Genomic DNA, 19,847 nt, shown 5'->3' with positions numbered 1-19,847 from the left:
TATAGGAGTTTTAGATATCGCAACCGATAAATCCCATCGCATCAATGGCGAAATCCGTGCCACAGAGGTACGTTTAATCGGCATCGAAGGTGACCAACTGGGTATCGTCAAGCTGGCTGACGCACTCGGGCTCGCTGAAGATCATGAAGTAGACTTGGTTGAAATTGCGCCCAATGCGTCGCCGCCTGTCTGTCGTTTAATGGACTACGGCAAGTTCAAGTATCAAGAACAGAAGAAACAGGCGGAAGCCAAAGCCAAACAGAAAGTTATCCAGGTTAAGGAAGTGAAGTTCCGCCCGGGTACCGATGAGGGCGATTATCAGGTTAAATTGCGCAATTTGCGCCGTTTTATCGAAGACGGAGACAAAGCCAAAGTTACGTTGCGTTTCCGCGGCCGCGAAATGGCCCACCAAGAGTTGGGTATGCGCGTATTGGAACGTGTTCGTGACGACCTTAGCGAGCTTGTCCAGGTTGAGGCGATGCCCAAGCTGGAAGGGCGGCAAATGGTCATGGTATTGGCGCCACGCAAGAAACCTGCGGGTAAAGGCGATTCGGCCTCCTGATTCTTGTTTTCCTTATCTATCCCCACCAGGAGACCCTGGTGGGGATAGTTTTCGCAGGTCGTTATGCACATACTATTCATTATTGATCCTTTACCGTCGCTGAAGGCCTACAAAGACTCCTCAGTTGCCATGATGCGCGCGCTGTGCAAGCGTGACCACACAATTAGTGTGGCCTTGCAAGGCGATATTTACATCGATGAGGGTGTGGTCAAAGTAACGGGGCAAGCGATCAATCTGATCCAGGAAGCCGACTTGCATGGCCAGGATTGGTGGCAAGCGTCCGGTGATTCGGTTGACCAGGCCTTGTCGCGTTACGACGCTGTTGTAATGCGTAAGGACCCGCCTTTCGACATGGAGTATGTCTACTCCACACATTTGCTCGATTTTGCCCAGGCGCAAGGCGCCCGGGTTTTTAATGCAGGGCAAGCCATTCGCAACCACCCCGAGAAGCTTGCCATTACTGAGTTCGCTGAATTTACGTCGCCAACGCTGGTCAGCCGGAATATGGCGCGTTTACGCGCATTTCACGCTAAATACCAAGATATCATCCTGAAGCCGCTTGACGGCATGGGTGGTACCGGCATTTTTCATGTGCGTCCCGATGGAGCAAATATTGGCGCTATTCTGGAAACGCTTACTGATAATGGTGCCCGCACCATTATGGCCCAGCGCTATATTCCTGAAATCAAACAAGGCGATAAACGTATTTTGCTGATTAACGGCGAGCCCGTACCTTTCGCTTTGGCGCGTATACCCTTAGCGGGTGAAACAAGAGGGAATTTGGCCGCAGGTGGTCGAGGGGTGGCGCAACCACTCACCGAGCGTGATCGTTATATTGCGGAGGCAATCGGTTCAAAGCTGCGGGAAAGAGGGCTTCTTTTGGTGGGGTTGGATGTAATCGGCGATTACCTGACAGAAGTGAATGTAACCAGCCCAACGTGTTTTGTTGAAATTACCGAGCAAACTGATTTTGACGTTGCAGATTGTTTTGTTCAGGCGTTGGAGCAGGCGGTAAGGGGGTAGACATGGTGCGGGTTGTTCTGGTTATGCATCAGCCACTGGGAAGTGCTTTTGTGCATTGCGCAGGGCATGTTCTGGGCTGCGAGCCAGATATCGTCCTTATGGATATCACGCCGGCCGATTCCCCGGAAGATAAAGTTAACCAATTACAAGCAATTCTTGCCGATGCGTCGGCAACATTGGTTTTAACGGATATTTTTGGCGCCACCCCGTTCAATATTGCACGTAAAGCAGTTGAGGCGACACAGGCGCAAGGGGCGCGCGCGGAGCTGGTGACCGGGACGAATTTGTGTATGATCATCAAGGCGCTTACCGGCCCGCGTGATAACCTTCAGGAATTGGTGGAGTTGGTGCGCGCAAGTGGCGCCAAGGGGATCGTAAGTGCCTGTTGCACGCCTTAAAGATGCTTGATGATCTTGGGTGTGTTGCGGCAATTTCAAATAGAACAAGAAATTAATATGCCTTCAATTGATATTACTATTACCAACAAACTTGGCTTGCATGCGCGGGCGGCAGCCAAGCTCACGCAGTTGGCGTCTCGTTACACGGACACACAAATTTTCATAGCGCGCGGTTCACAGCGTGTGAACGCCAAGAGCATAATGGGCGTCATGATGCTGGCGGCGGGCCTGGGTGTCACCGTAACCGTTGATGCCGAGGGCCCTCAAGCCGATGTGGCGCTTGAAGAAGTCCGCCAGCTGTTTAATGACAAATTTGGTGAAGCCGAATAACACGATTCATGACTGCCGCTGCGTCTGCCCTACCTCATACATTTAGTTCCATGCTGTGCCTTCGCGGCCAGGGTGTGGTGAAAGGTTACGCCATTGGGAGGGCCGCGGTGATGGGCGCGGCAGCCTTAGAGGTCGTGCACTATCGTATCCAACCCGAAGCGGTTGAGGAAGAGTGTGCCAGATTGAAGGCAGCGCTCGCACAAGCCCGCGATGAATTGCAGCATATGGTGGCAAACCTGCCCGATGATGCTCCGCGGGAAATGGGTGCGCTGCTCACTGTGCATAGTATGTTGCTTGACGATCGCATGCTGTCGGAGCAGGCGTGTAACCTTATTATCGAGCGTCACTACAACGCCGAATGGGCGTTAACCACCCAAGGGCAAGTATTGGGCGAGCAATTCGCCGCGATGGAAGATGAGTATCTGCGCGAGCGTGGCACAGACATTCGCCAGGTTATTGAGCGGGTGTTGCGGGTATTATCCGGCACGCCTGTTGCCTTACCTCAGTTTGACTCGGGGTATTCGGGAGAACTGATTGTGGTGGCCCGGGATATTTCACCGGCCGACATGTTACGTTTGCGCGGCGCGCGATTTGGGGCGTTTCTAACGGATCTGGGCGGACCCACCTCGCATACCGCCATTGTTGCCCGCAGCATGAATGTGCCGGCTGTTGTCGGCATGGGCAATATTCGTACCCTGGTGCGCGATGGCGACCTGCTCATTGTCGATGGCATGAGCGGGGCGGTGTTGGTTAACCCGCCCGATTTTGTTCTGGAAGAATATCGTCGACGCCAGGCTGCCTATGCAGACGACCGCGCTGAGCTTGGGCGCTTGAAATATGCTGAAGCGGTTACGTTGGACGGCGTTCAGGTTAAGCTTGAGGCCAATATTGAATTACCGGAAGAGGCCGAGCAGGCGTTGGCCGCCGGCGCCGATGGCATTGGCTTGTTTCGCAGCGAATTTCTGTTCATGGGCCGTCGCGACCTGCCCGGCGAAGAGGAGCAATACGAAGCCTATGCCACAGTCGTTAAGGCGATGCAGGGTCGCCCCGTAACGATTCGCACATTGGATATTGGTGCGGATAAAACGTTAGACGGCGATGCTACCGTTGCAACCAATCCGGCGCTGGGTCTGCGTGCCATTCGCTATTGTCTGGCTCATCCTGAAATTTTTCAAACGCAGTTGCGTGCTTTGTTGCGCGCATCTGTGCACGGGAAACTTAGAATTCTGGTTCCCATGATTGCTCATTTGCATGAAGTACGGGCGGTACGTCAGGCGATTGCCGAGGCAGGTCAAAACCTGGAGTCACGAGACATTTCTTTTGATCGAAACGTTGAAGTGGGGGCCATGGTGGAAATTCCTGCTATTGCCATTGCCATAGAACCGTTTGTCGAACAGCTGGATTTTTTGTCGATCGGCACCAACGATTTGATTCAATATACATTGGCGATCGATCGCGGTGACAATGATGTTGCCGATTTATACGACCCCATGCATCCGGCAGTGTTGCGGCTTATTTCACATACCATTAATGCAGCGCAACGTTATGGAAAATCTGTGGCGGTTTGTGGTGAAATGGCGGGCGATGCCCAGGTTACGCGTATGTTGCTTGGCTTGGGTCTACGAGAATTTTCCATGCATCCCCAGCAATTGCTCGATGTCAAAAAAGAAGTGCGTCAGTCTCATACCAACGCACTTCGGGTTAAGGTTGCATCGGCTCTGAATAGAGCGGAGCGAATTAATCTTGATGAACTGGCCGGTTAAGGCGCAAAACTGCTTTATGTTCTGTTGGAAAACAAGCCGTGCACCAGCACGGCTTGTTTTATGTTAGCGCTGGTAGGCGGTTTCGCCGTGGGTGCTAATATCAAGGCCCTCACGTTCCTCTTCGTTGCTAACGCGTAAACCACACAGTTTGTCGGCAATGAAGTAAGCAACCCAGGCAACGACCCCGGTCCAGACAACCGTAATCAGAATGCCTTCAATTTGGATCCAGAGCTGCGGGAATATCTCGGCAACGCTTTCCAGACCGGGTCCACCCAATGCCTGTGCGTTAAAGACACCGGTTAGAATCGCACCAATAATCCCGGCGACGCCGTGAATGCCGAATACATCGAGTGAATCATCGGCTTTAAGCAGCCGTTTCAGGCCGTTTACACCCCAAACGCACACGATGCCGGAAACAACACCGATAATCAGTGCGCCAAACGGACCAACAAGACCCGCTGCCGGTGTAATGCCGACCAGGCCTGCAATGGCACCGGAAACAGCGCCCAGTAACGAGGGCTTGCCTTTAACGAACCATTCGGTAAACAACCAGGCCATGACGGCACCGGCGGTCGCAATAAGCGTGTTGAAGAAAGCCAAGGCGGCGGTTTCATTTGCGCCTAACGCTGAGCCGGCATTGAAACCGAACCAGCCCACCCAAAGTAGTGATGCACCAATCATGGTCATGGGCAGGTTGTGAGGCGGCATGGCTTCGCGACCATAACCCAAGCGCGGGCCCAGATAATAGGCGCCGATCAGCCCCGCTACACCGGCATTAATATGTACAACAGTGCCGCCTGCAAAGTCCAGTGCGCCGCGCTCGAACAGAAAGCCGCCGGACGCCCATACCATGTGTGCAATGGGCAGGTAGGCAAAGGTGACCCAAATCAAAGTAAACACCAATACCGCTGAAAAACGGATGCGCTCAGCAAAACCACCCACAATCAGGGCGCAGGTGATTCCGGCGAAAGTTGCCTGAAACGCGGCAAAACTGATCTCGGGAATACTGCCCGCCAGTGCATACTCGCCTGTACTGAAATTGGCGATGCCGTTTAGGAAAACACGTGAGAAATCGCCAAAAAAAGCATTGTTTTCTGTAAAGGCCAATGAATAGCCATAAACAAACCACACGACGATGGCTAACGAAAAGGTGCATAAAACTTGCGCCAGGACAGATAAAACGTTTTTGGATCGCACCAGGCCGCCATAAAATAAGGCCAGTCCCGGAACAACCATCATTAAGACGAGTAGGGTGGATACAGTCACCCAAACAAAATCAGCTGCATTCATTTTTTTTACTCCTAGATAGCGGCATCGCCGGTTTCGCTGGTACGGATACGAATGACTTGTTCGATCGGCGTGACAAAAATCTTCCCGTCGCCGATTTTCCCTGTATGCGCAGCCTGGCAAAGTGCTTCAATGGCTTGTTCGACCAATGCGTCGGTCACGGCCAGTTCGATTCTGAGTTTTGGCAGAAAATCGACTGTGTATTCCGCCCCGCGATAGAGTTCGGTATGGCCTTTTTGCCGGCCAAAACCCTTTACCTCACTGACGGTCATTCCTTGGATACCGACGGCGGCAAGTGCTTCACGCACTTCGTCCAGCTTGAACGGTTTGATGATTGCAGTAACTAGCTTCATGGTGTGTTTCCTTTAAGAGGACAATCACTTCTCTTAAAGCAAGATCCATGCCAATTTTTTTGTTTCTGGAAGTCGCCGTATTTGGAACCATGATGGGTAATGCACCATGATGATATTGACGGTGCTCAAAAATTGCACCGACTTGGGTCGTGCAGGGTGCTTTTGGTGCGGCCGGCGCTATTGATGTGCATATGGGCACTAAACAAGTAACCAAAAATGAATGTTCGGCATGAATTGTGTCGATTTATTGCGTGAGAATCTATGCAATAGACTGTTGGCGGGGCCGTTTTATGCGGCTCTTGGACGGTTAGGCGTCACTCACGGTGTGTTGGATATGTAATCAGGGTTTACACTAATTGAGACTGTTTTGATTTTGACTCGATAGAATTGTAACTGCGAACTCACCAGCCGAGCTTATCTTTAGCAATCTTCTGGATGAGCGACTTAAACGCAAGTAGGGAGGTCAAAATGAAGTCGCAATATAAATCATTTGCTGCAGCATTCTTGTTGGTTTCTGCAACCGCTTTGGGCGCTTGTTCCAATGAAGAGGATATGGCCGGCCCACCTCCGGGCGGTGGTGGAGCCATGAGCCAACCAGGGGGGGCTGCAACACCGGCTCCTTCACCTGCCCCGGCTCCTCAGGGAAGCCAACCCTCATCGGGTAGCGGTAGTTATTAGTATCTGTGTTTCCCATTTTTGGCGGCGTTATACCCGTTGATAACAATAAGGAGTTCTTATGAAAATTTATAAAACCCGATATGCTGCATTAGCGTTAGTGGCTTCAATGTCTGTTCTGGCTGCGTGTTCGAATGAAGACGATACTGCTCCGACGGTATCGGATTCCAGCAGCACAATGGAGTCTTCACCCATGACGACGCCGCCTACGCCGACTCAGCCGCCCGCCGAATCGGCACCGCCTGCTCAAACGGGATCTGTTACGGCTGATACTGATGAAAAATCCACACAGGATGTCGTAGCGGAAAAAGCTGCTGAGATTCGTGATGATGCGGTTGAAGCGGCTAATCGTGCCGGCGAAGCAATTAAAGAAGGTGCCCGCGAGGCAAATGAGGCGATTCAGGATACGTTGTCCAAAGGCACACCACCTGAAAACTCTCCTGAAGCCGAACAGCAAGCCGGACAGTAATCGGGTTCTGGTTGCAACTATCTTATAAGGGCGCCAATCGGCGCTCTTTTTCTTTACACTGACGGTAAATCATTGTCAGGAGAAAATAATGGCGAATCGTAGCGACTGGATGGAAGATCTCCAGAAGAACATGTCTGATTTAATCAAAAACAGCCCTGCGGCCGATATCGAGCGCAATGTCCGCGCCATGATGACGCAAACGTTCTCGCGGCTCGATTTGGTTACTCGGGAAGAGTTTGACACGCAGGCGGCGGTTCTTGAACGTGCTTTGGTTCGTTTGGGGGAGTTGGAGGCGCGTGTGCGCGAACTGCAGCAAAAGCAAGACTTGTAGTTCTACGGCTGGTGGGTTTATCCACTTAAGCGGCCTTGTTTGAGGTCGTGCGGCCATACTGGCGCATGATCTTAACAGGGGAAAGGGTATGTCACTGGCGGTGGTTGAGAGCCGGGTCACGTTAGGCTTTGAGTCGGTGGCAGTGCGGGTTGAAGTCCATGTAGGTAGCGGGCTACCCACTTTCTCAATTGTGGGCCTGCCCGATGCGGGCGTACGGGAAAGTCGCGAACGTGTTCGTGCTGCCATTGTAAGTAGTGGGCTCGATTTTCCTGCTGGTCGTATCACGGTCAATTTGGCGCCGGCTGACTTCCCCAAGGCTTCTTGTGGGTTCGATTTGCCCATTGCATTGGGCATCCTCATGGCATCGGGGCAGGTGGCAACTGCCAGTGCGCAGGGGCACCCCACCAAACCAGTCGATATTCAGGGTTGGATATTTGTCGGTAATCTTTCGTTAACCGGCGCAATCCCGCCGACCAATGACCCCCTTTCCGTCGCGTTGTCCATCGCGCGTCATTATCCGGCCGCACGGTTGGTCATGGGATGCGAAAGTGCCAGGCTTGCCGCGGCGGTTCCCGGTGTTCAGGTCTACGAGGCCCATTCTTTGAGTCAAGTCGTGGCGGGTTTGTTGGGCGACGTGACTTGGCGGCCGGTTGATTCTGTATCGAGCTTCGTCGATGTCGCCGATTCTGAAGATGTCGGGTGCCTGAGCGACGTAAGGGGCCAGACTTTTCCCAAAAGGGCGTTGGAGGTGGCGGCTGCGGGCGGGCATAGTTTGCTCATGGTCGGCTCTCCTGGAACGGGGAAAAGTATGCTGGCCGGTCGTCTCCCGGGTTTGTTGCCGGCGTTATCCCATTCGCAGGCACTTGAGGTGGCTGCGTTGCGCGCGCGCGATAAAGCGGGGCTTTATTTAAGTTCTGTTGCGCCCTTTCGGGCTCCGCATCATAGTGCCTCGTCTCCCGCGTTGATTGGTGGTGGGGCGGTGCCACGACACGGTGAAATAACGCGTGCGCATCATGGTGTGTTGTTCCTTGATGAGTTGCCGGAATTTGAGCGACGCGTTATCGAGTCGCTTCGTGAGCCCTTGGAAACAGCTCATATCACCATAGCCCGAGCTCGGCATGCCGTTCGTTTTCCGGCCGATTTTCAACTTGTGGCGGCTATGAACCCTTGTCCGTGCGGTTGGGCGGGGCATCCCCGACACATTTGTCGTTGCACGCCTGAGCGGGTAGAGCAATATCGGGCGCGTTTGTCAGGTCCGTTCCTGGACAGGCTTGATTTGCAAATCGGTGTTGCACCGGTGCCCGAAGGCTGGCTCGAGCTTCCTGAAGGGGAAAAGTCGGCGCAAGTTAAAGCGCGAGTGGTTCGGGCTCGCTCCACTCAGATACAGCGTCAGGGTATGGTGAATGCCAAACTGCAAGCTCATGATTTGCAAAAATATGTTGGCCTTAACGACGGGGCACGTAGCCTGTTGCTGCAGGGAGCTCAGCAATGGGGTTGGTCGGCGCGGGTCATGCATCGGCTTATGCGCGTTGCCCGAACCGTAGCCGATCTGGCGGGATGTGAGCAGGTTGACGGGGCGCATGTCGCTGAGGCTGTGCAGTTTCGCCAAGCGTGGTAGACGCGGGTAAGAAAACATTCTATAATCAAGGGCTTTGCAAATTATTGCAAAAGCATTTTCCAAGCATTTATTAAAGTATTTTATTAATAAATGACCCGTGGGTTTGCGGCGCTACTTGTTCCGGGCTTTTTGGCAGAGGCAAGGCAGCGGCAAAGAAGTTCCAGTAAATTTGGGCACCTGCAGTCATAAATCACAGGGTTTAAACATGCCAAAAATGAAAACCAAACGGGGCGCAGCCAAGCGTTTCCAGGTTCGCGGTAGCGGTTCTATTAAGCGCGGTCAGGCCTTCAAGCGCCACATCCTTACCAAGAAAACCACCAAGAACAAGCGCCAGTTGCGCGGTTCTGCAGCGGTTCACAAGTCTGATGTTGCGTCTGTTCGCAGCATGATGCCCTACGCTTGAATTAACGGAGATTAACTATGCCACGCGTAAAACGCGGCGTTACCGCCCGCGCCCGTCACAAAAAAGTTCTTAAAGCAGCCAAAGGTTATCGCGGTCGCCGCGGTAATGTGTTCCGGGTTGCCAAGCAAGCGGTCATGCGTGCAGGGCAATATGCCTATCGCGACCGTCGCAACAAAAAACGTACATTCCGCGCACTCTGGATTACACGTATCAATGCGGCTTGCCGTGAGTTGGGCGTATCCTACAGTGTGTTTATTGCCGGTACCAAAAAAGCATCCATCGATCTCGACCGCAAGGTTCTGGCCGATATGGCCGTGAACGACAAGGCTGGTTTTGCCGCAGTGGTTCAACAGGCAAAAGCTGCCTTGGCTTCGTAAGCTTTTACGTCAACGGTATTGCACTAAAACGGGGCTCGGTTGGGCTCCGTTTGCATTTGGAAAAACGGTTAACCCATGACTTCGTCCGATGAAGACCTGATTGCTCAGGCAACCGAGGCGTTTCAGCAGGCAACAGATGCCAATGCGCTGGAGAACGCAAAAGCCCGTTTTATTGGCAAACAAGGCTTGCTCACTTCTATGTTGAAAGGGCTGGCCAAGCTCGAGCCGGCCGAAAAGAAAACCGAAGGCGCACGTATTAACCAGCTTAAGCAGCAAATTGAAGCGTTGCTTACCGAGCGCCGACAACAATTGGCGCAGGCGGAGCTGCAACGTCGGCTGGCATCGGAAACGATCGACGTCACTTTGCCGGGCCGGGGCTACGCAACGGGCGGGATTCATCCCGTGATTCAATCGTGGCAACGTGTCGAGGCAATTTTTCGTTCCATTGGGTTCGATGTCGCCGATGGGCCTGAAATTGAAGACGATTGGACAAACTTTACGGCGCTGAATAATCCGGAAAATCATCCGGCTCGGTCCATGCAGGATACTTTCTATGTCGATATGAACGACAGCAAAGGTCTGCCCATGTTGTTGCGCACGCACACCAGCCCTATGCAAGTCAGGTATGCGCGCATGCACAAACCGCCTATCAAGGTTATTGCGCCGGGCCGTACCTATCGTGTCGACAGCGATGCAACCCATTCCCCTATGTTTCATCAGGTGGAAGGTTTATGGGTGGCTGAGAATATTTCGTTTGCCGACTTGAAAGGGGTTTATACGAATTTCTTGCGGGCTTTTTTCGAAACCGACGATCTTGTCGTTCGTTTTCGCCCGTCGTTTTTTCCCTTTACCGAGCCGTCCGCTGAAATCGACATGATGTTTACATCGGGCCCCAACCAAGGGCGGTGGCTGGAAATATCCGGTTCCGGGCAGGTTCATCCTCAGGTTATTCGGAACTTTGGCCTCGACCCAGAACGTTATATTGGTTTTGCGTTCGGCTCCGGTCTAGAACGCTTAACCATGCTTCGGTACGGCGTGAATGATTTGCGCCAGTTTTTTGAAGGCGATCTGCGTTTCCTGCGTCAGTTCAATCGTTGAAATCGCTGTGATTCGGGGGGCTGCAGTGCGCACCCGAATCCGGTTTTCCAGACACTTTAATCGAATTCAGACACCATTATGCAATTCCCAGAATCGTGGTTGCGCAGCTTTGTGAATCCGGATATTGATTCCGATGCGTTATCTCATCAACTCACCATGGCGGGCCTTGAGGTTGAGGAGGTGGGTCCGGTTGCGCCGCCGTTCGAGCAGATCGTCGTTGCCCATATTAAGGAAATCTCCGCGCATCCCGATGCCGACAAATTGCGCGTGTGCCAAGTGGATGACGGTTCGGGCGATTTGCTTCAGGTCGTATGTGGTGCGCCGAATGCGGCCGCAGGTTTAACCGTGCCGTTTGCGCGTATCGGTGCCAAGTTGCCTGACGGCATGAAAATTGGCAAAGCAAAGATGCGTGGTGTTGAGTCGTTCGGTATGTTGTGTTCGGCACGCGAGTTGGGTTTATCGGAAGATCATTCTGGTTTGCTGGAGCTCGATTCCGGCTTGTCGGCAGGGCAGTCGGTCCGCGAAGCACTCAGTCTTGATGATACGGTTTTCACATTGAAATTGACCCCAAACAGGGCCGATTGCCTGTCGATTTTGGGTGTTGCACGTGAGGTGGCAGCCTTGAATGGCGCTGTTATGTCGCCACCACAAGCAGAACCAGTGGCTGTGAGCATTAATGATCGCTTGTCTGTTGAAGTCAAAGCGCCAGACCTTTGCGGTCGTTTTGCCGGTCGTGTCATTCGGGGGGTGAATGCCAAAGCCAAGACTCCCGATTGGATGCGTGCACGTTTGGAGCGTTGTGGGCAACGTTCCATCTCGGCCTTGGTCGATATTTCCAACTACGTGATGCTTGAGCTGGGGCGTCCGACTCATGTGTTTGATCTGGCCAAAGTTAACGAGGGTTTAACGGTGCGCTGGGCCCAAGAGGGCGAGCAGCTTGAATTGTTGAACGGCCAAACCGTTACCTTGCAATCCGATGTAGGGGTCATCGCATCGGGGAACGAATTGGAGAGCCTGGCGGGGATTATGGGGGGCGAGGCCAGTGCGGTAACCCTCGATACCACCGATATCTATCTTGAAGGGGCGTTTTGGTGGCCCGAGGCCATTATGGGCCGGGCCCGGCGTTTCAAGTTCAGTTCCGAAGCCAGCCATCGCTTTGAGCGCGGCGTTGATTTTGCCAATATCCCGCAAGATCTCGAACGTATGACGCAACTCATACTGGAAATTTGTGGTGGGCAGGCCGGCCCGCTCGATGATCAGATTATTAATTTACCTGAACGACCTGTTGTTGCTTTACGCGTCGATCGTTGTCGGCGTGTGTTGGGTATTGATGTTTCCGAACAGGAGATTGGCGAAATTTTCACTCGGTTGAATTTGCCCTATCAACTGGAAAACGGTGTTTTCAAGGTCAGCCCACCCAGCTATCGATTCGATTTGGTCATTGAAGAAGATCTGATCGAGGAAGTCGCCCGTATTTATGGGTTCGAACGCATTCCCGATGTGGCGCCGGTGGCGCCCGCGATGATGACAATGCCGGCGGAAACCCTGAAAGGCCCACATGCCCTTCGTGCGGTAATGGCCTCGCGTGATTATCAGGAAGTGATCAATTTTTCATTCGTTGAAGAAGATTGGGAAACGAATTATTGTGCGAATCGCAATCCGATTCGCTTGTTGAACCCCATTGCAAGTCAACTGGCGGTCATGCGTTCCAGTTTGATCGGCGGCTTATTGGCCAACATAGTGCACAATGCCAACCGCAAACAGTCGCGTGTGCGGGTTTTCGAGCTGGGTCGCGTATTTGAACGCGACTCCTCCGCTGAGGAAGGTGATTTGGTCGTGCAAGGTGTACGGCAGCCACAGCGGTTGGCGGCAGCAGCCTGGGGGCCTGCCGTGCCTGAACAATGGGGCGCACCCGATAAACCAGTCGACTTTTACGATGTAAAAAACGATCTTGAAGCTTTACTGGGTAGCAGGGCAAATGAGCTGGTTTGCGAAGCCGCCATTCATCCGGCCTTGCACCCCGGGCGCAGCGCCCGCCTGCTGCTCGGCGGTACGCCGATCGGCTGGCTTGGAGAGGTACACCCACAGTGGGTGCAACAATTGGAGTTGGCGCGTGCACCGGTGGTTTTTGAAGTGGACGTTGAGGCAATCTCTTATGTTAATCTGCCCGCTCCAACTGAAATTTCCCGGCAACCGGTCGTCATACGTGATTTGGCTATTTGGGTGGATCAAGGTGTGTCGTATCAGGGTTTACTCGATACCTTAAAGCAAAGTATTGTTTCTGATGCTAAGCTAAAGATTGTTAAGGATATTCGCTTGTTTGATGTATGGCGTGATAAAAATGCTGACGGCGCTTCGGCGCAAACCAGCCTGGCCTTGCGTTTTTGGTTGCAGGATCCGGTGGTTACCCTGGATGATCAGCAGGTTGAAGATTGCATGAAGGTGTTGCTGGCGGCGCTGGTCGATCAGCATGGCGTTCGGCAACGAGCATAAGAGAGACATGATGAATCAGGAAGCACGCACACTGACTAAAGCCGAATTGGCCGAGTTATTGTTCGATCGGGTGGGCTTGAATAAGCGGGAAGCCAAAGATCTGGTCGACACTTTTTTCGAAGAAATTCGTGAGTCGTTGGCCAATGGTATTGAAGTCAAGCTGTCGGGTTTTGGTAATTTCCAGGTTCGCGATAAACCGCCACGCCCGGGTCGGAATCCCAAAACGGGTGAAGTTATTCCCATTGAGGCGCGCCGAGTCGTTACGTTTCATGCCAGCCAGAAACTGAAAAGCGCGGTTGAGCAAGCACCTGATGAACCTGTACTTTAATGTTTTCTTTGCCAGAACAACGCCATGAGTTCAAGCCAAACGACGGTTAATCTGCCTCCTATCCCCGCCAAGCGTTACTTCACAATTGGTGAGGTCAGCGAGCTTTGCGCGGTCAAGCCACATGTTCTGCGTTATTGGGAACAAGAGTTCACGCAGCTCAAGCCTGTTAAACGACGTGGGAACCGCCGTTATTATCAGCATCATGAAGTTTTGCTTATTCGCCGAATCCGCGATTTATTGTATGAGCAGGGTTTTACGATTAGTGGTGCGCGGAATCGTCTGGGCGATGCACGTGACGTTCCCCACGATGCCGATGCAGCGGTGCGTCTTACCGGCCCGGAGTTTCAATCAATGCGAAAAGAACTCATCAATATTCGCGATCGCCTCGATCAGGCGCTTGGGACGCAGTCTGAAACGGCCGTTTAATGCGTGCTGCGGCTTTACATGCTTTGTGTTTGCCCAACCCCGACCAAAAAGTTTGGGCAGTACAGGCAATAGACAAGCAGCTTGATCAGGTTGATCCCAACCAGAACTTGTCTATGCCGGAAGGTGCGTCCATTCCCGGACGCCCCGATCGGCCCGAGCTGGTCGGCCCCTTTAAGGTCAAGCAGCGGTCGGTTCATACGGAACAGGGGCGGGCGGCCCTCATTCACTCTTTGGCACATATTGAATTTAACGCCATTAATCTGGCGCTGGATATGATTTGCCGCTTTCCAGGAATGCCGTCTGAATTTTATGAAGACTGGCTAATTGTCGCGAAAGAAGAGGCCTATCATTTTTCTTTGTTAAGCAAGCATTTGCTTGGAATGGGCTATGCCTATGGCGATTTTCCCGCACATGATGGACTGTGGGAAATGGCGCAACGCACCACCGATAATTTGCTTGCCCGACTGGCCCTGGTTCCTCGAACACTCGAGGCCCGAGGCCTGGATGCCTCACCGGTTGTTCGCACAAAATTGGCAAAGGCCAACGACGCCGAGGCAGCGCAAATTATTGATATTATCCTGCGTGATGAAATAGGCCATGTGGCGATCGGCAATAAGTGGTATCGCTACCTGTGCCAGAAAGAGAACCTTGACCCTGTAGCACATTACGCTGACATGGCGCGTATTTATCGGGCGCCGCGTTTGAAGGGGCCTTTCAACATCGAGGCCCGGTTGGCCGCCGGATTTACTGAGCAGGAACTGGAGGTGCTTCAGGCTCAGGATCAGGTACTTCCAACCTGAAACTTTGTCCAATAAAGGCAATATCGCCTTGTGGCTCAACCAATTCGGCGGGGTTTTGTTCAATCGTGATCTCATACAGCATTGGCTCTACGACTGAGAAACCGCTTGTCAGGCGAATTTGGCTGGGTGCGGAGTCGTCGATGACGCCAAGTTTCTGAGTGGTAGGCGAATTGGGTTTTCGCCGCCATAGAACCAGCACTTCGTCGTTTGCCAACTGGCTTTTCAACAGGGGCTCAAGATGCAAGACGCCTGGATCACGCGAGACAATTAACCAGCCGGGCGTGGAAGTACTGCCGGGTGGTTGCATAACAACGGTGTGTAAAGACAATGGCTCTGGTGGTGTGTTTTCAGCATTGTTAGCTGTATTGTGGGCGGCCAGTTCAGGCTGAATAGGTACCAGCCACACATAAAGACCGGCTGCCAATATCAGTAAAAGTATGGCGGTTACCAATAGGCGTAATTTGCCGCTTTTTCGTGGCCGTGCCGGTGTTGATTCGGAACGTTTTCTGTTAGGCGAGGGCGCTGCGTTGGTTGTGGCTTGAGTCGTTGCCGCTTTGGCATCGCCTCCGGTTGCAGGAGGCTCCGGCCGAGCACTTTTTTCAGGTGTTTTTAACGGTTGCGGAATAATCGTAAGCTTCAGTGTTTTCTGAATTTTTTCCCATGCTTGTTCGTCGGGCGCGTTTGTGGCCAGGAGCTGCGTTAACTGAAAAAATAGCCCCTCCCAATAAAGCGCTTGCTTCAAGGCGTTGTCGTCTTCGGCAATCGCCGCTTGAGCTGTGTTCGCTTGGTTGCCGTTCAGCAGGCCAAGCACATAAAAGGCAATCGTGGCATTGTCGACCTGGCTGCTTGGTAGGGGAGCGCCCGGGGTTTGGTTGAACGCAGCGGTTAGGTTTGTCAGTACTATATTAGCGTCAATATTCAAGACCGATTCAATGGTGAAGCTGTTTAACCCTTTGCAATAGGCCAGAGCAATGAATTGAGCACTTTCTTCGGTTATGTGTTCCCTTAGCGGTGGTTCAAAGTAAGCGAGGCAAGGGCCTATGTCGTTCAACCAGCTTTTGACTGCAATAATTCGATCAGGCTGGTTTACATTGGGTTGCCGCTGCAAGGCCTGCAGGCGATAGCGAAAAATGCTGAAGATCCAGGCGTAACCCGAGCCATGAACAGGGTTGAAATGGTTTGCGTGTTGCCAGACCATTACCATACTGTCGTGCAATGCTTGTTGAGCCAGCGCTTCGTCATTCAAGACGTGTTGTGCCAAAGCCTTTATCGGCGGGGCAATTTGCCGGTAGATTTGTTCCAGACCACTGGTTTCTTTTTTCGCACAACGTTGCAGGGCGGGGTCAAGGGAGGGAAGAGTGGCAGGCATGCAAGCTCCGGGAGTGCAGAAAAAGATTGTCTGTTGTCGTTAGGTTTAGCGGGTTTATTTTCTCACAGTAAAATGACCGATGCGTCATGGACTGGTTCCTGATTGCTCATAACAGAAGATGTCCATGAAATTCTCTCATCGGGGCCCGGCGCCCACCAACCGTAACGATCTTCAAACCATTCGTTCCTTGTTGCCTTATGTGTGGCAATTCAAATGGCGTGTCATGTTGGCCATGGCCTGTTTGGTGGGAGCGAAAGTTGCCAGTGTTATTGCACCGCTGTACTTGAAAGATATTGTCGATCAACTCGACATGCCGCCCACGGCATTGGTGGTGCCCATTGGGGCGTTGCTGGGGTACGGCCTGGCTCGATTGAGCACGAGCATATTCGGCGAGTTGCGCGATGCGTTGTTTGCCCGGGTAACGCAAGGTTCGGTGCGCACCATTGCCACACGCGTTTTCCGGCATTTGTTTGCCTTGTCGCTTCGTTTCCATTTGCATCGCCAGACGGGCGGGCTGAGCCGTGACATTGAACGGGGCACCAAAGGAATCGGCTTTTTGCTGAACTTTACCGTGTTCAACATTTTGCCCACCTTGCTTGAAATAACGATGGTTGCAGCCATTCTGTTTTGGCGTTATGACTTCTTGTTTGCTGTGGTGACGCTTTCAACTATTGCAACGTACATTGCTTTTACGCTGATAGTGACGGAAAAGCGCATGGTGTATCGGCGCAGCATGAATGATCTCGATAGCAAGGCCAATAGCAAGGCAATCGATGCGCTCATCAACTACGAAACAGTAAAGTACTTTGGCAATGAAAAGTATGAAATCGACCGTTATGACACCAATCTGGGTAAGTGGGTTGATTCAGCGGTCAAGAACCAGGTTTCGTTGAATTTCCTGAATATGGGCCAGGGGGTCATTATCACGGTGGGTATTACCCTGCTTTTGTGGTTATCGGCCCAGGGAGTTGTGAATCAAACCATGACGGTGGGCGACGTTGTGTTGGTATCGGCTTATTTAACGCAGCTCTATGCGCCGTTGAATTTTCTTGGGTTTGTTTATCGCGAAATAAAGCATGCTTTGGCCGACATGGAGCGCATGTTCGGCTTGATTTCCGAAAATCGCGAAGTTCAGGACCGGCCGGATGCCAAGGTTTTGGATACGCGTGCCGCCGACGTTCGGTTTGAGTCGGTTAGCTTTTCTTACGAGCCAAACCGGCAGATCTTGTTTAACGTGGATTTGGCTATTCCCGCAGGCAAAACGCTGGCGGTGGTGGGCGCATCGGGGGCGGGAAAAAGTACGCTTTCTCGTTTGCTATTTCGTTTTTACGACGTAACGCAAGGCGCAATTCGAATTAACGGCACGGATATCCGTGATTTAACGCAAGACAGTTTGCGCCACCATATTGGCATTGTGCCTCAGGATACCGTTTTGTTTAACGATTCCATTTTGCACAATATTGCGTATGGAGATCCCAACGCGTCTTTCGACGATATTGTGCAAGCGGCCAAGGCAGCTCGCATTCATGATTTCGTCTCGCGATTGCCTGATGGTTACGACACCCAGGTGGGCGAGCGTGGTTTGAAGCTGTCGGGTGGCGAGAAACAACGTGTGGCAATTGCGCGAACCTTGTTGAAGAATCCGCCTATTCTCATTCTGGACGAAGCAACCAGCGCATTGGACACGCGCACGGAACGGCAGATTCAGGAAGAGTTGAATTTAATTGCCCGTAATCGCACTACTTTGATTATTGCGCATCGCCTCTCGACGATTGCCGACGCCGATATTATTGCTGTCATGGATCATGGAAAGGTGGTTGAACAGGGGACGCATCGCGAATTGTTGTTGCTTAACGGGCGCTACGCGCAAATGTGGCAAATGCAGCAGGTGGCTGAAGAAACCGGGGGGCCGTTCAGCTAAGGAAGGTAGGAAATTGCGTCCCGAAGGACGCAATTCATGCCCGCTGTGCTTCTTTGGTTTTCATGTCAGTGTCGAAGGAGTTGCCGGCAAGGCTCGCCCATTCCCGGTAGGTATTGGGGGTCCAGCGTATCCAGGCTTGTGCCGAGTTGGTGCTGATGTTGTCGGCAAGGGCGCGCAGCGGTGTTGCCGGGGTGCGCCACTCAAGGGCGCCGCCCACTGTCCAGGCATCGCTGAGTTTTTGTTCGAAACTGCCGTATGCACCCGTTTTCTGTCCATAACCGTAACGTTGGCTGATCAAATTGGCTTCAATCGTTGTGTTGCCGGCGCGCCATTGCAGACCGCCTTTGACCCATCGGTTGCGTAATGGCTCGTCGTTGAACGTTGCGTTGGACTGTCCCGCGCCAACCAATGCGCGCCAATTCGATGCGATTGGAGGGCTGTAAAGGGTGGTTTCCAACGCGTGCTCACCGCTGCCTGACACGGGGCTGTCTGAGCTGAAAGTCTTCTGCGCGCCAATAAGCAATTCCCACTTCTCATGCGTCGCCCAGTCTTCTTGTAGATGTTGGGTGGTTTTGAGTTCGGGGTAATGCTTTTGGGTGAATGCAGCCAGCTCTTGCGCCTGCTCCCATTCTTGAAGGGAAAGGGCGGTTTGTGCCTGGGCGGTGAGTAAATCTGGGTTCAGTGGGGCAAGGGCTTCGGCCTGCTTTAACGTAATCTGAGCGGCTCGAGGGAGCCCGTATGCACGCTGCGTGTTAGCCAACTCTATTTTCAGGCCGGCATCGCGAGGGGCGCTTTCAGTTAAAGTCTCCAGGCGCTCAAGGGCCAGGCCTGGGTCGTTATGAAATAAAGGGGCAACTGCCCACGTGCGGGCAACTTCAAAGTATGTATCGTTGGGCAGGGGTTGGCTTACCCCAGGCAGGCGGCGCCATGGGGGTTCTTCTGCGTAGGTGGTTTCAAGTAACGCATAGGCTTCCGTCCAGCGACCTTGTTCCTGCAGCGCGTAATAGCGCCCGATTTTTTCTTTGATGACATCAGAACGGTCACGAGGAGCAGCCGCATTGGTTATCAGGCTGGTTTGGTAAAGTGTGGCGGCTTTTTCAGGTTGTTCAAGGTAAAGATAGGCATCACCAATTTCATTGAGTAGGTAGGCCGGTATAACGATATTCTGTGCGCGTAGTTGTTCATAAGATTGAACCACTTCGCCCATACGTTTTCTGGCGTGCAGGGCCTGGATACGGTCAAAATGGATCCTGTGATTTGTTGTTTCCGTAACGGATATTTCATTGTCGGCTTCAAGTAGCGCGTCGTATATTTCCAAAGCGCGATCGGCAAGCCGATATCGCTCTTCTTCACTCCGTGCGGGAGCCAAAGAGAGTCGTGTCAGTTCCGCGGCGTAATCAACGGTGAGCTCGCGCAGCAGGTCGGCGGAAATCGAATCGCGACGTTGTTGCGCCAGCGCATAAGCAACGCTTGAAAGGCGTGCTGCGCGCAACGTTGCAATGTAGGTTAGAAGTGCGTTGTTGTCAGCGGGCTTTTGTTCATAATCGTTTTGAGCGCGCAATAATGCGGGTATGTCTGACTGAACGGGGTTCTCTTGCTGGTCAGCAATGGAACCTCCGATGCTTTGAGCGCCGACGGATTGCGTCATCAGTGCGCCAAGAACAAACCATAGTAAGGGGCGGAGCATGCTCATTTTTCCTTGTTTTTTATGACAACTTGATACAGCTTGTATGAGGCAAACTATAGGTATCAAAAGAGCATGGTGAAATGCGCAAGATGACGTACACCATTGCGCGGTAATGCTTGATATAAAATGGTTAATT

Annotated in this window: 21 protein-coding genes; 17 read left to right on the top strand and 4 right to left on the bottom strand. The window is 52.6% G+C overall.

Translation table 11 applies throughout. The features are described 5' to 3' along the window. Position 1 precedes the first annotated feature (1 nt). The 5 genes from infC to ptsP all read left to right on the top strand — a co-directional run bounded on the left by infC (position 2) and on the right by ptsP (position 4,076). Positions 2–562, top strand: a complete 561-nt coding sequence (infC, locus tag CJO09_RS15005; RefSeq protein ID WP_199532543.1) for a translation initiation factor IF-3 — start codon at positions 2–4, stop codon at positions 560–562. Between the two features lie 63 nt (positions 563–625). Continuing rightward, positions 626–1,585: a glutathione synthase gene (gshB, locus tag CJO09_RS15000; protein WP_119443085.1), complete on the top strand. Its 960-nt coding sequence runs from the start codon at positions 626–628 to the stop codon at positions 1,583–1,585. A 2-nt stretch (positions 1,586–1,587) separates the two neighbouring features. Further along, positions 1,588–1,983 (top strand): PTS sugar transporter subunit IIA, encoded by a 396-nt coding sequence (locus CJO09_RS14995; RefSeq protein WP_119443084.1) that lies wholly within the window; start codon positions 1,588–1,590, stop codon positions 1,981–1,983. Between the two features lie 57 nt (positions 1,984–2,040). Next, positions 2,041–2,313 carry an HPr family phosphocarrier protein gene (locus CJO09_RS14990; RefSeq protein ID WP_114421735.1) on the top strand — a complete coding sequence of 91 codons (273 nt, stop codon included), beginning with the start codon at positions 2,041–2,043 and terminating at the stop codon, positions 2,311–2,313. A 50-nt stretch (positions 2,314–2,363) separates the two neighbouring features. Then, on the top strand, positions 2,364–4,076 hold the full coding sequence (gene ptsP / locus CJO09_RS14985; RefSeq protein WP_391523630.1) for a phosphoenolpyruvate--protein phosphotransferase: 1,713 nt from the start codon (positions 2,364–2,366) through the stop codon (positions 4,074–4,076). Positions 4,077–4,139: 63 nt separating this feature from the next. Here the strand turns inward: ptsP and CJO09_RS14980 are convergent, their stop codons facing one another. Both CJO09_RS14980 and CJO09_RS14975 read right to left on the bottom strand, forming a co-directional pair. Continuing rightward, the gene (locus CJO09_RS14980) at positions 4,140–5,366 is read right to left on the bottom strand and encodes an ammonium transporter (RefSeq protein WP_119443082.1); all 1,227 of its coding nucleotides are present in this window, start codon (positions 5,364–5,366) and stop codon (positions 4,140–4,142) included. 11 nt (positions 5,367–5,377) lie between these two features. Then, positions 5,378–5,716 carry a P-II family nitrogen regulator gene (locus CJO09_RS14975; RefSeq protein WP_114421580.1) on the bottom strand — a complete coding sequence of 113 codons (339 nt, stop codon included), beginning with the start codon at positions 5,714–5,716 and terminating at the stop codon, positions 5,378–5,380. Positions 5,717–6,184: 468 nt separating this feature from the next. Here CJO09_RS14975 and CJO09_RS15570 point away from each other — a divergent pair, with 468 nt between their 5' ends. The 11 genes from CJO09_RS15570 (at position 6,185) to CJO09_RS14920 (ending at position 14,734) form a co-directional block, all read left to right on the top strand. Further along, on the top strand, positions 6,185–6,394 hold the full coding sequence (locus CJO09_RS15570) for a hypothetical protein (protein WP_147269397.1): 210 nt from the start codon (positions 6,185–6,187) through the stop codon (positions 6,392–6,394). Positions 6,395–6,452: 58 nt separating this feature from the next. Continuing rightward, positions 6,453–6,860 carry a hypothetical protein gene (locus tag CJO09_RS14965; protein ID WP_119443080.1) on the top strand — a complete coding sequence of 136 codons (408 nt, stop codon included), beginning with the start codon at positions 6,453–6,455 and terminating at the stop codon, positions 6,858–6,860. 88 nt (positions 6,861–6,948) lie between these two features. Continuing rightward, positions 6,949–7,191, top strand: coding sequence for an accessory factor UbiK family protein (locus CJO09_RS14960; RefSeq protein WP_119443079.1), 243 nt, complete (start codon positions 6,949–6,951; stop codon positions 7,189–7,191). A gap of 88 nt (positions 7,192–7,279) precedes the next feature. Next, on the top strand, positions 7,280–8,809 hold the full coding sequence (locus CJO09_RS14955; RefSeq protein ID WP_119443078.1) for a YifB family Mg chelatase-like AAA ATPase: 1,530 nt from the start codon (positions 7,280–7,282) through the stop codon (positions 8,807–8,809). 205 nt (positions 8,810–9,014) lie between these two features. Then, positions 9,015–9,212: a 50S ribosomal protein L35 gene (rpmI, locus tag CJO09_RS14950; RefSeq protein WP_119443091.1), complete on the top strand. Its 198-nt coding sequence runs from the start codon at positions 9,015–9,017 to the stop codon at positions 9,210–9,212. Positions 9,213–9,229: 17 nt separating this feature from the next. Further along, positions 9,230–9,589, top strand: a complete 360-nt coding sequence (gene rplT / locus CJO09_RS14945) for a 50S ribosomal protein L20 (RefSeq protein ID WP_114421586.1) — start codon at positions 9,230–9,232, stop codon at positions 9,587–9,589. A 75-nt stretch (positions 9,590–9,664) separates the two neighbouring features. Next, positions 9,665–10,687: a phenylalanine--tRNA ligase subunit alpha gene (pheS, locus tag CJO09_RS14940; RefSeq protein WP_119443077.1), complete on the top strand. Its 1,023-nt coding sequence runs from the start codon at positions 9,665–9,667 to the stop codon at positions 10,685–10,687. A gap of 78 nt (positions 10,688–10,765) precedes the next feature. Next, positions 10,766–13,180, top strand: a complete 2,415-nt coding sequence (gene pheT / locus CJO09_RS14935; RefSeq protein WP_119443076.1) for a phenylalanine--tRNA ligase subunit beta — start codon at positions 10,766–10,768, stop codon at positions 13,178–13,180. A 10-nt stretch (positions 13,181–13,190) separates the two neighbouring features. Beyond that, positions 13,191–13,508: an integration host factor subunit alpha gene (locus CJO09_RS14930; RefSeq protein ID WP_114421589.1), complete on the top strand. Its 318-nt coding sequence runs from the start codon at positions 13,191–13,193 to the stop codon at positions 13,506–13,508. Positions 13,509–13,532: 24 nt separating this feature from the next. Then, positions 13,533–13,934: a MerR family transcriptional regulator gene (locus CJO09_RS14925; protein WP_119443075.1), complete on the top strand. Its 402-nt coding sequence runs from the start codon at positions 13,533–13,535 to the stop codon at positions 13,932–13,934. Further along, the gene (locus CJO09_RS14920; RefSeq protein ID WP_119443074.1) at positions 13,934–14,734 is read left to right on the top strand and encodes a ferritin-like domain-containing protein; all 801 of its coding nucleotides are present in this window, start codon (positions 13,934–13,936) and stop codon (positions 14,732–14,734) included. Before CJO09_RS14925 ends, CJO09_RS14920 begins: the two co-directional genes overlap by 1 nt. Here CJO09_RS14920 and CJO09_RS14915 read toward each other — a convergent pair. Further along, positions 14,679–16,103, bottom strand: coding sequence for a sigma factor (locus CJO09_RS14915; protein WP_119443073.1), 1,425 nt, complete (start codon positions 16,101–16,103; stop codon positions 14,679–14,681). The two genes, CJO09_RS14920 and CJO09_RS14915, sit on opposite strands and share 56 nt — an antisense overlap. 124 nt (positions 16,104–16,227) lie before the next feature. Here CJO09_RS14915 and CJO09_RS14910 point away from each other — a divergent pair, with 124 nt between their 5' ends. Beyond that, entirely contained in the window at positions 16,228–18,024 is a 1,797-nt protein-coding gene (locus CJO09_RS14910) for an ABCB family ABC transporter ATP-binding protein/permease (RefSeq protein ID WP_119443072.1), read from the top strand. Positions 18,025–18,058: 34 nt separating this feature from the next. Here the strand turns inward: CJO09_RS14910 and CJO09_RS14905 are convergent, their stop codons facing one another. Further along, positions 18,059–19,711, bottom strand: a complete 1,653-nt coding sequence (locus CJO09_RS14905; RefSeq protein WP_119443071.1) for a hypothetical protein — start codon at positions 19,709–19,711, stop codon at positions 18,059–18,061. Between the last annotated feature and the right edge of the window lie 136 nt (positions 19,712–19,847).

This window comes from Neopusillimonas maritima, assembly GCF_003576595.1.
Classification (GTDB): Bacteria; Pseudomonadota; Gammaproteobacteria; order Burkholderiales; family Burkholderiaceae_B; genus Neopusillimonas; species Neopusillimonas maritima.
The sequence above is the reverse complement of the archived record's forward strand: the minus strand, read 5'-3'. Positions and strand labels throughout refer to the sequence as shown.

Coding starts and splice junctions, on each gene's coding strand:
- CJO09_RS14905 (WP_119443071.1), bottom strand. CDS start 19,711: ATGCTCCGCCCCTTACTATGGTTTGTTCTTGGCGCACTGATGACGCAA.
- CJO09_RS14955 (WP_119443078.1), top strand. CDS start 7,280: ATGTCACTGGCGGTGGTTGAGAGCCGGGTCACGTTAGGCTTTGAGTCG.
- gshB (WP_119443085.1), top strand. CDS start 626: ATGCACATACTATTCATTATTGATCCTTTACCGTCGCTGAAGGCCTAC.
- pheT (WP_119443076.1), top strand. CDS start 10,766: ATGCAATTCCCAGAATCGTGGTTGCGCAGCTTTGTGAATCCGGATATT.
- pheS (WP_119443077.1), top strand. CDS start 9,665: ATGACTTCGTCCGATGAAGACCTGATTGCTCAGGCAACCGAGGCGTTT.
- CJO09_RS14915 (WP_119443073.1), bottom strand. CDS start 16,103: ATGCCTGCCACTCTTCCCTCCCTTGACCCCGCCCTGCAACGTTGTGCG.
- CJO09_RS14930 (WP_114421589.1), top strand. CDS start 13,191: ATGAATCAGGAAGCACGCACACTGACTAAAGCCGAATTGGCCGAGTTA.
- rplT (WP_114421586.1), top strand. CDS start 9,230: ATGCCACGCGTAAAACGCGGCGTTACCGCCCGCGCCCGTCACAAAAAA.
- CJO09_RS14975 (WP_114421580.1), bottom strand. CDS start 5,716: ATGAAGCTAGTTACTGCAATCATCAAACCGTTCAAGCTGGACGAAGTG.
- CJO09_RS14965 (WP_119443080.1), top strand. CDS start 6,453: ATGAAAATTTATAAAACCCGATATGCTGCATTAGCGTTAGTGGCTTCA.
- CJO09_RS14910 (WP_119443072.1), top strand. CDS start 16,228: ATGAAATTCTCTCATCGGGGCCCGGCGCCCACCAACCGTAACGATCTT.
- CJO09_RS14960 (WP_119443079.1), top strand. CDS start 6,949: ATGGCGAATCGTAGCGACTGGATGGAAGATCTCCAGAAGAACATGTCT.
- rpmI (WP_119443091.1), top strand. CDS start 9,015: ATGCCAAAAATGAAAACCAAACGGGGCGCAGCCAAGCGTTTCCAGGTT.
- CJO09_RS14925 (WP_119443075.1), top strand. CDS start 13,533: ATGAGTTCAAGCCAAACGACGGTTAATCTGCCTCCTATCCCCGCCAAG.
- CJO09_RS14920 (WP_119443074.1), top strand. CDS start 13,934: ATGCGTGCTGCGGCTTTACATGCTTTGTGTTTGCCCAACCCCGACCAA.
- CJO09_RS15570 (WP_147269397.1), top strand. CDS start 6,185: ATGAAGTCGCAATATAAATCATTTGCTGCAGCATTCTTGTTGGTTTCT.
- ptsP (WP_391523630.1), top strand. CDS start 2,364: ATGCTGTGCCTTCGCGGCCAGGGTGTGGTGAAAGGTTACGCCATTGGG.
- CJO09_RS14990 (WP_114421735.1), top strand. CDS start 2,041: ATGCCTTCAATTGATATTACTATTACCAACAAACTTGGCTTGCATGCG.
- CJO09_RS14995 (WP_119443084.1), top strand. CDS start 1,588: ATGGTGCGGGTTGTTCTGGTTATGCATCAGCCACTGGGAAGTGCTTTT.
- CJO09_RS14980 (WP_119443082.1), bottom strand. CDS start 5,366: ATGAATGCAGCTGATTTTGTTTGGGTGACTGTATCCACCCTACTCGTC.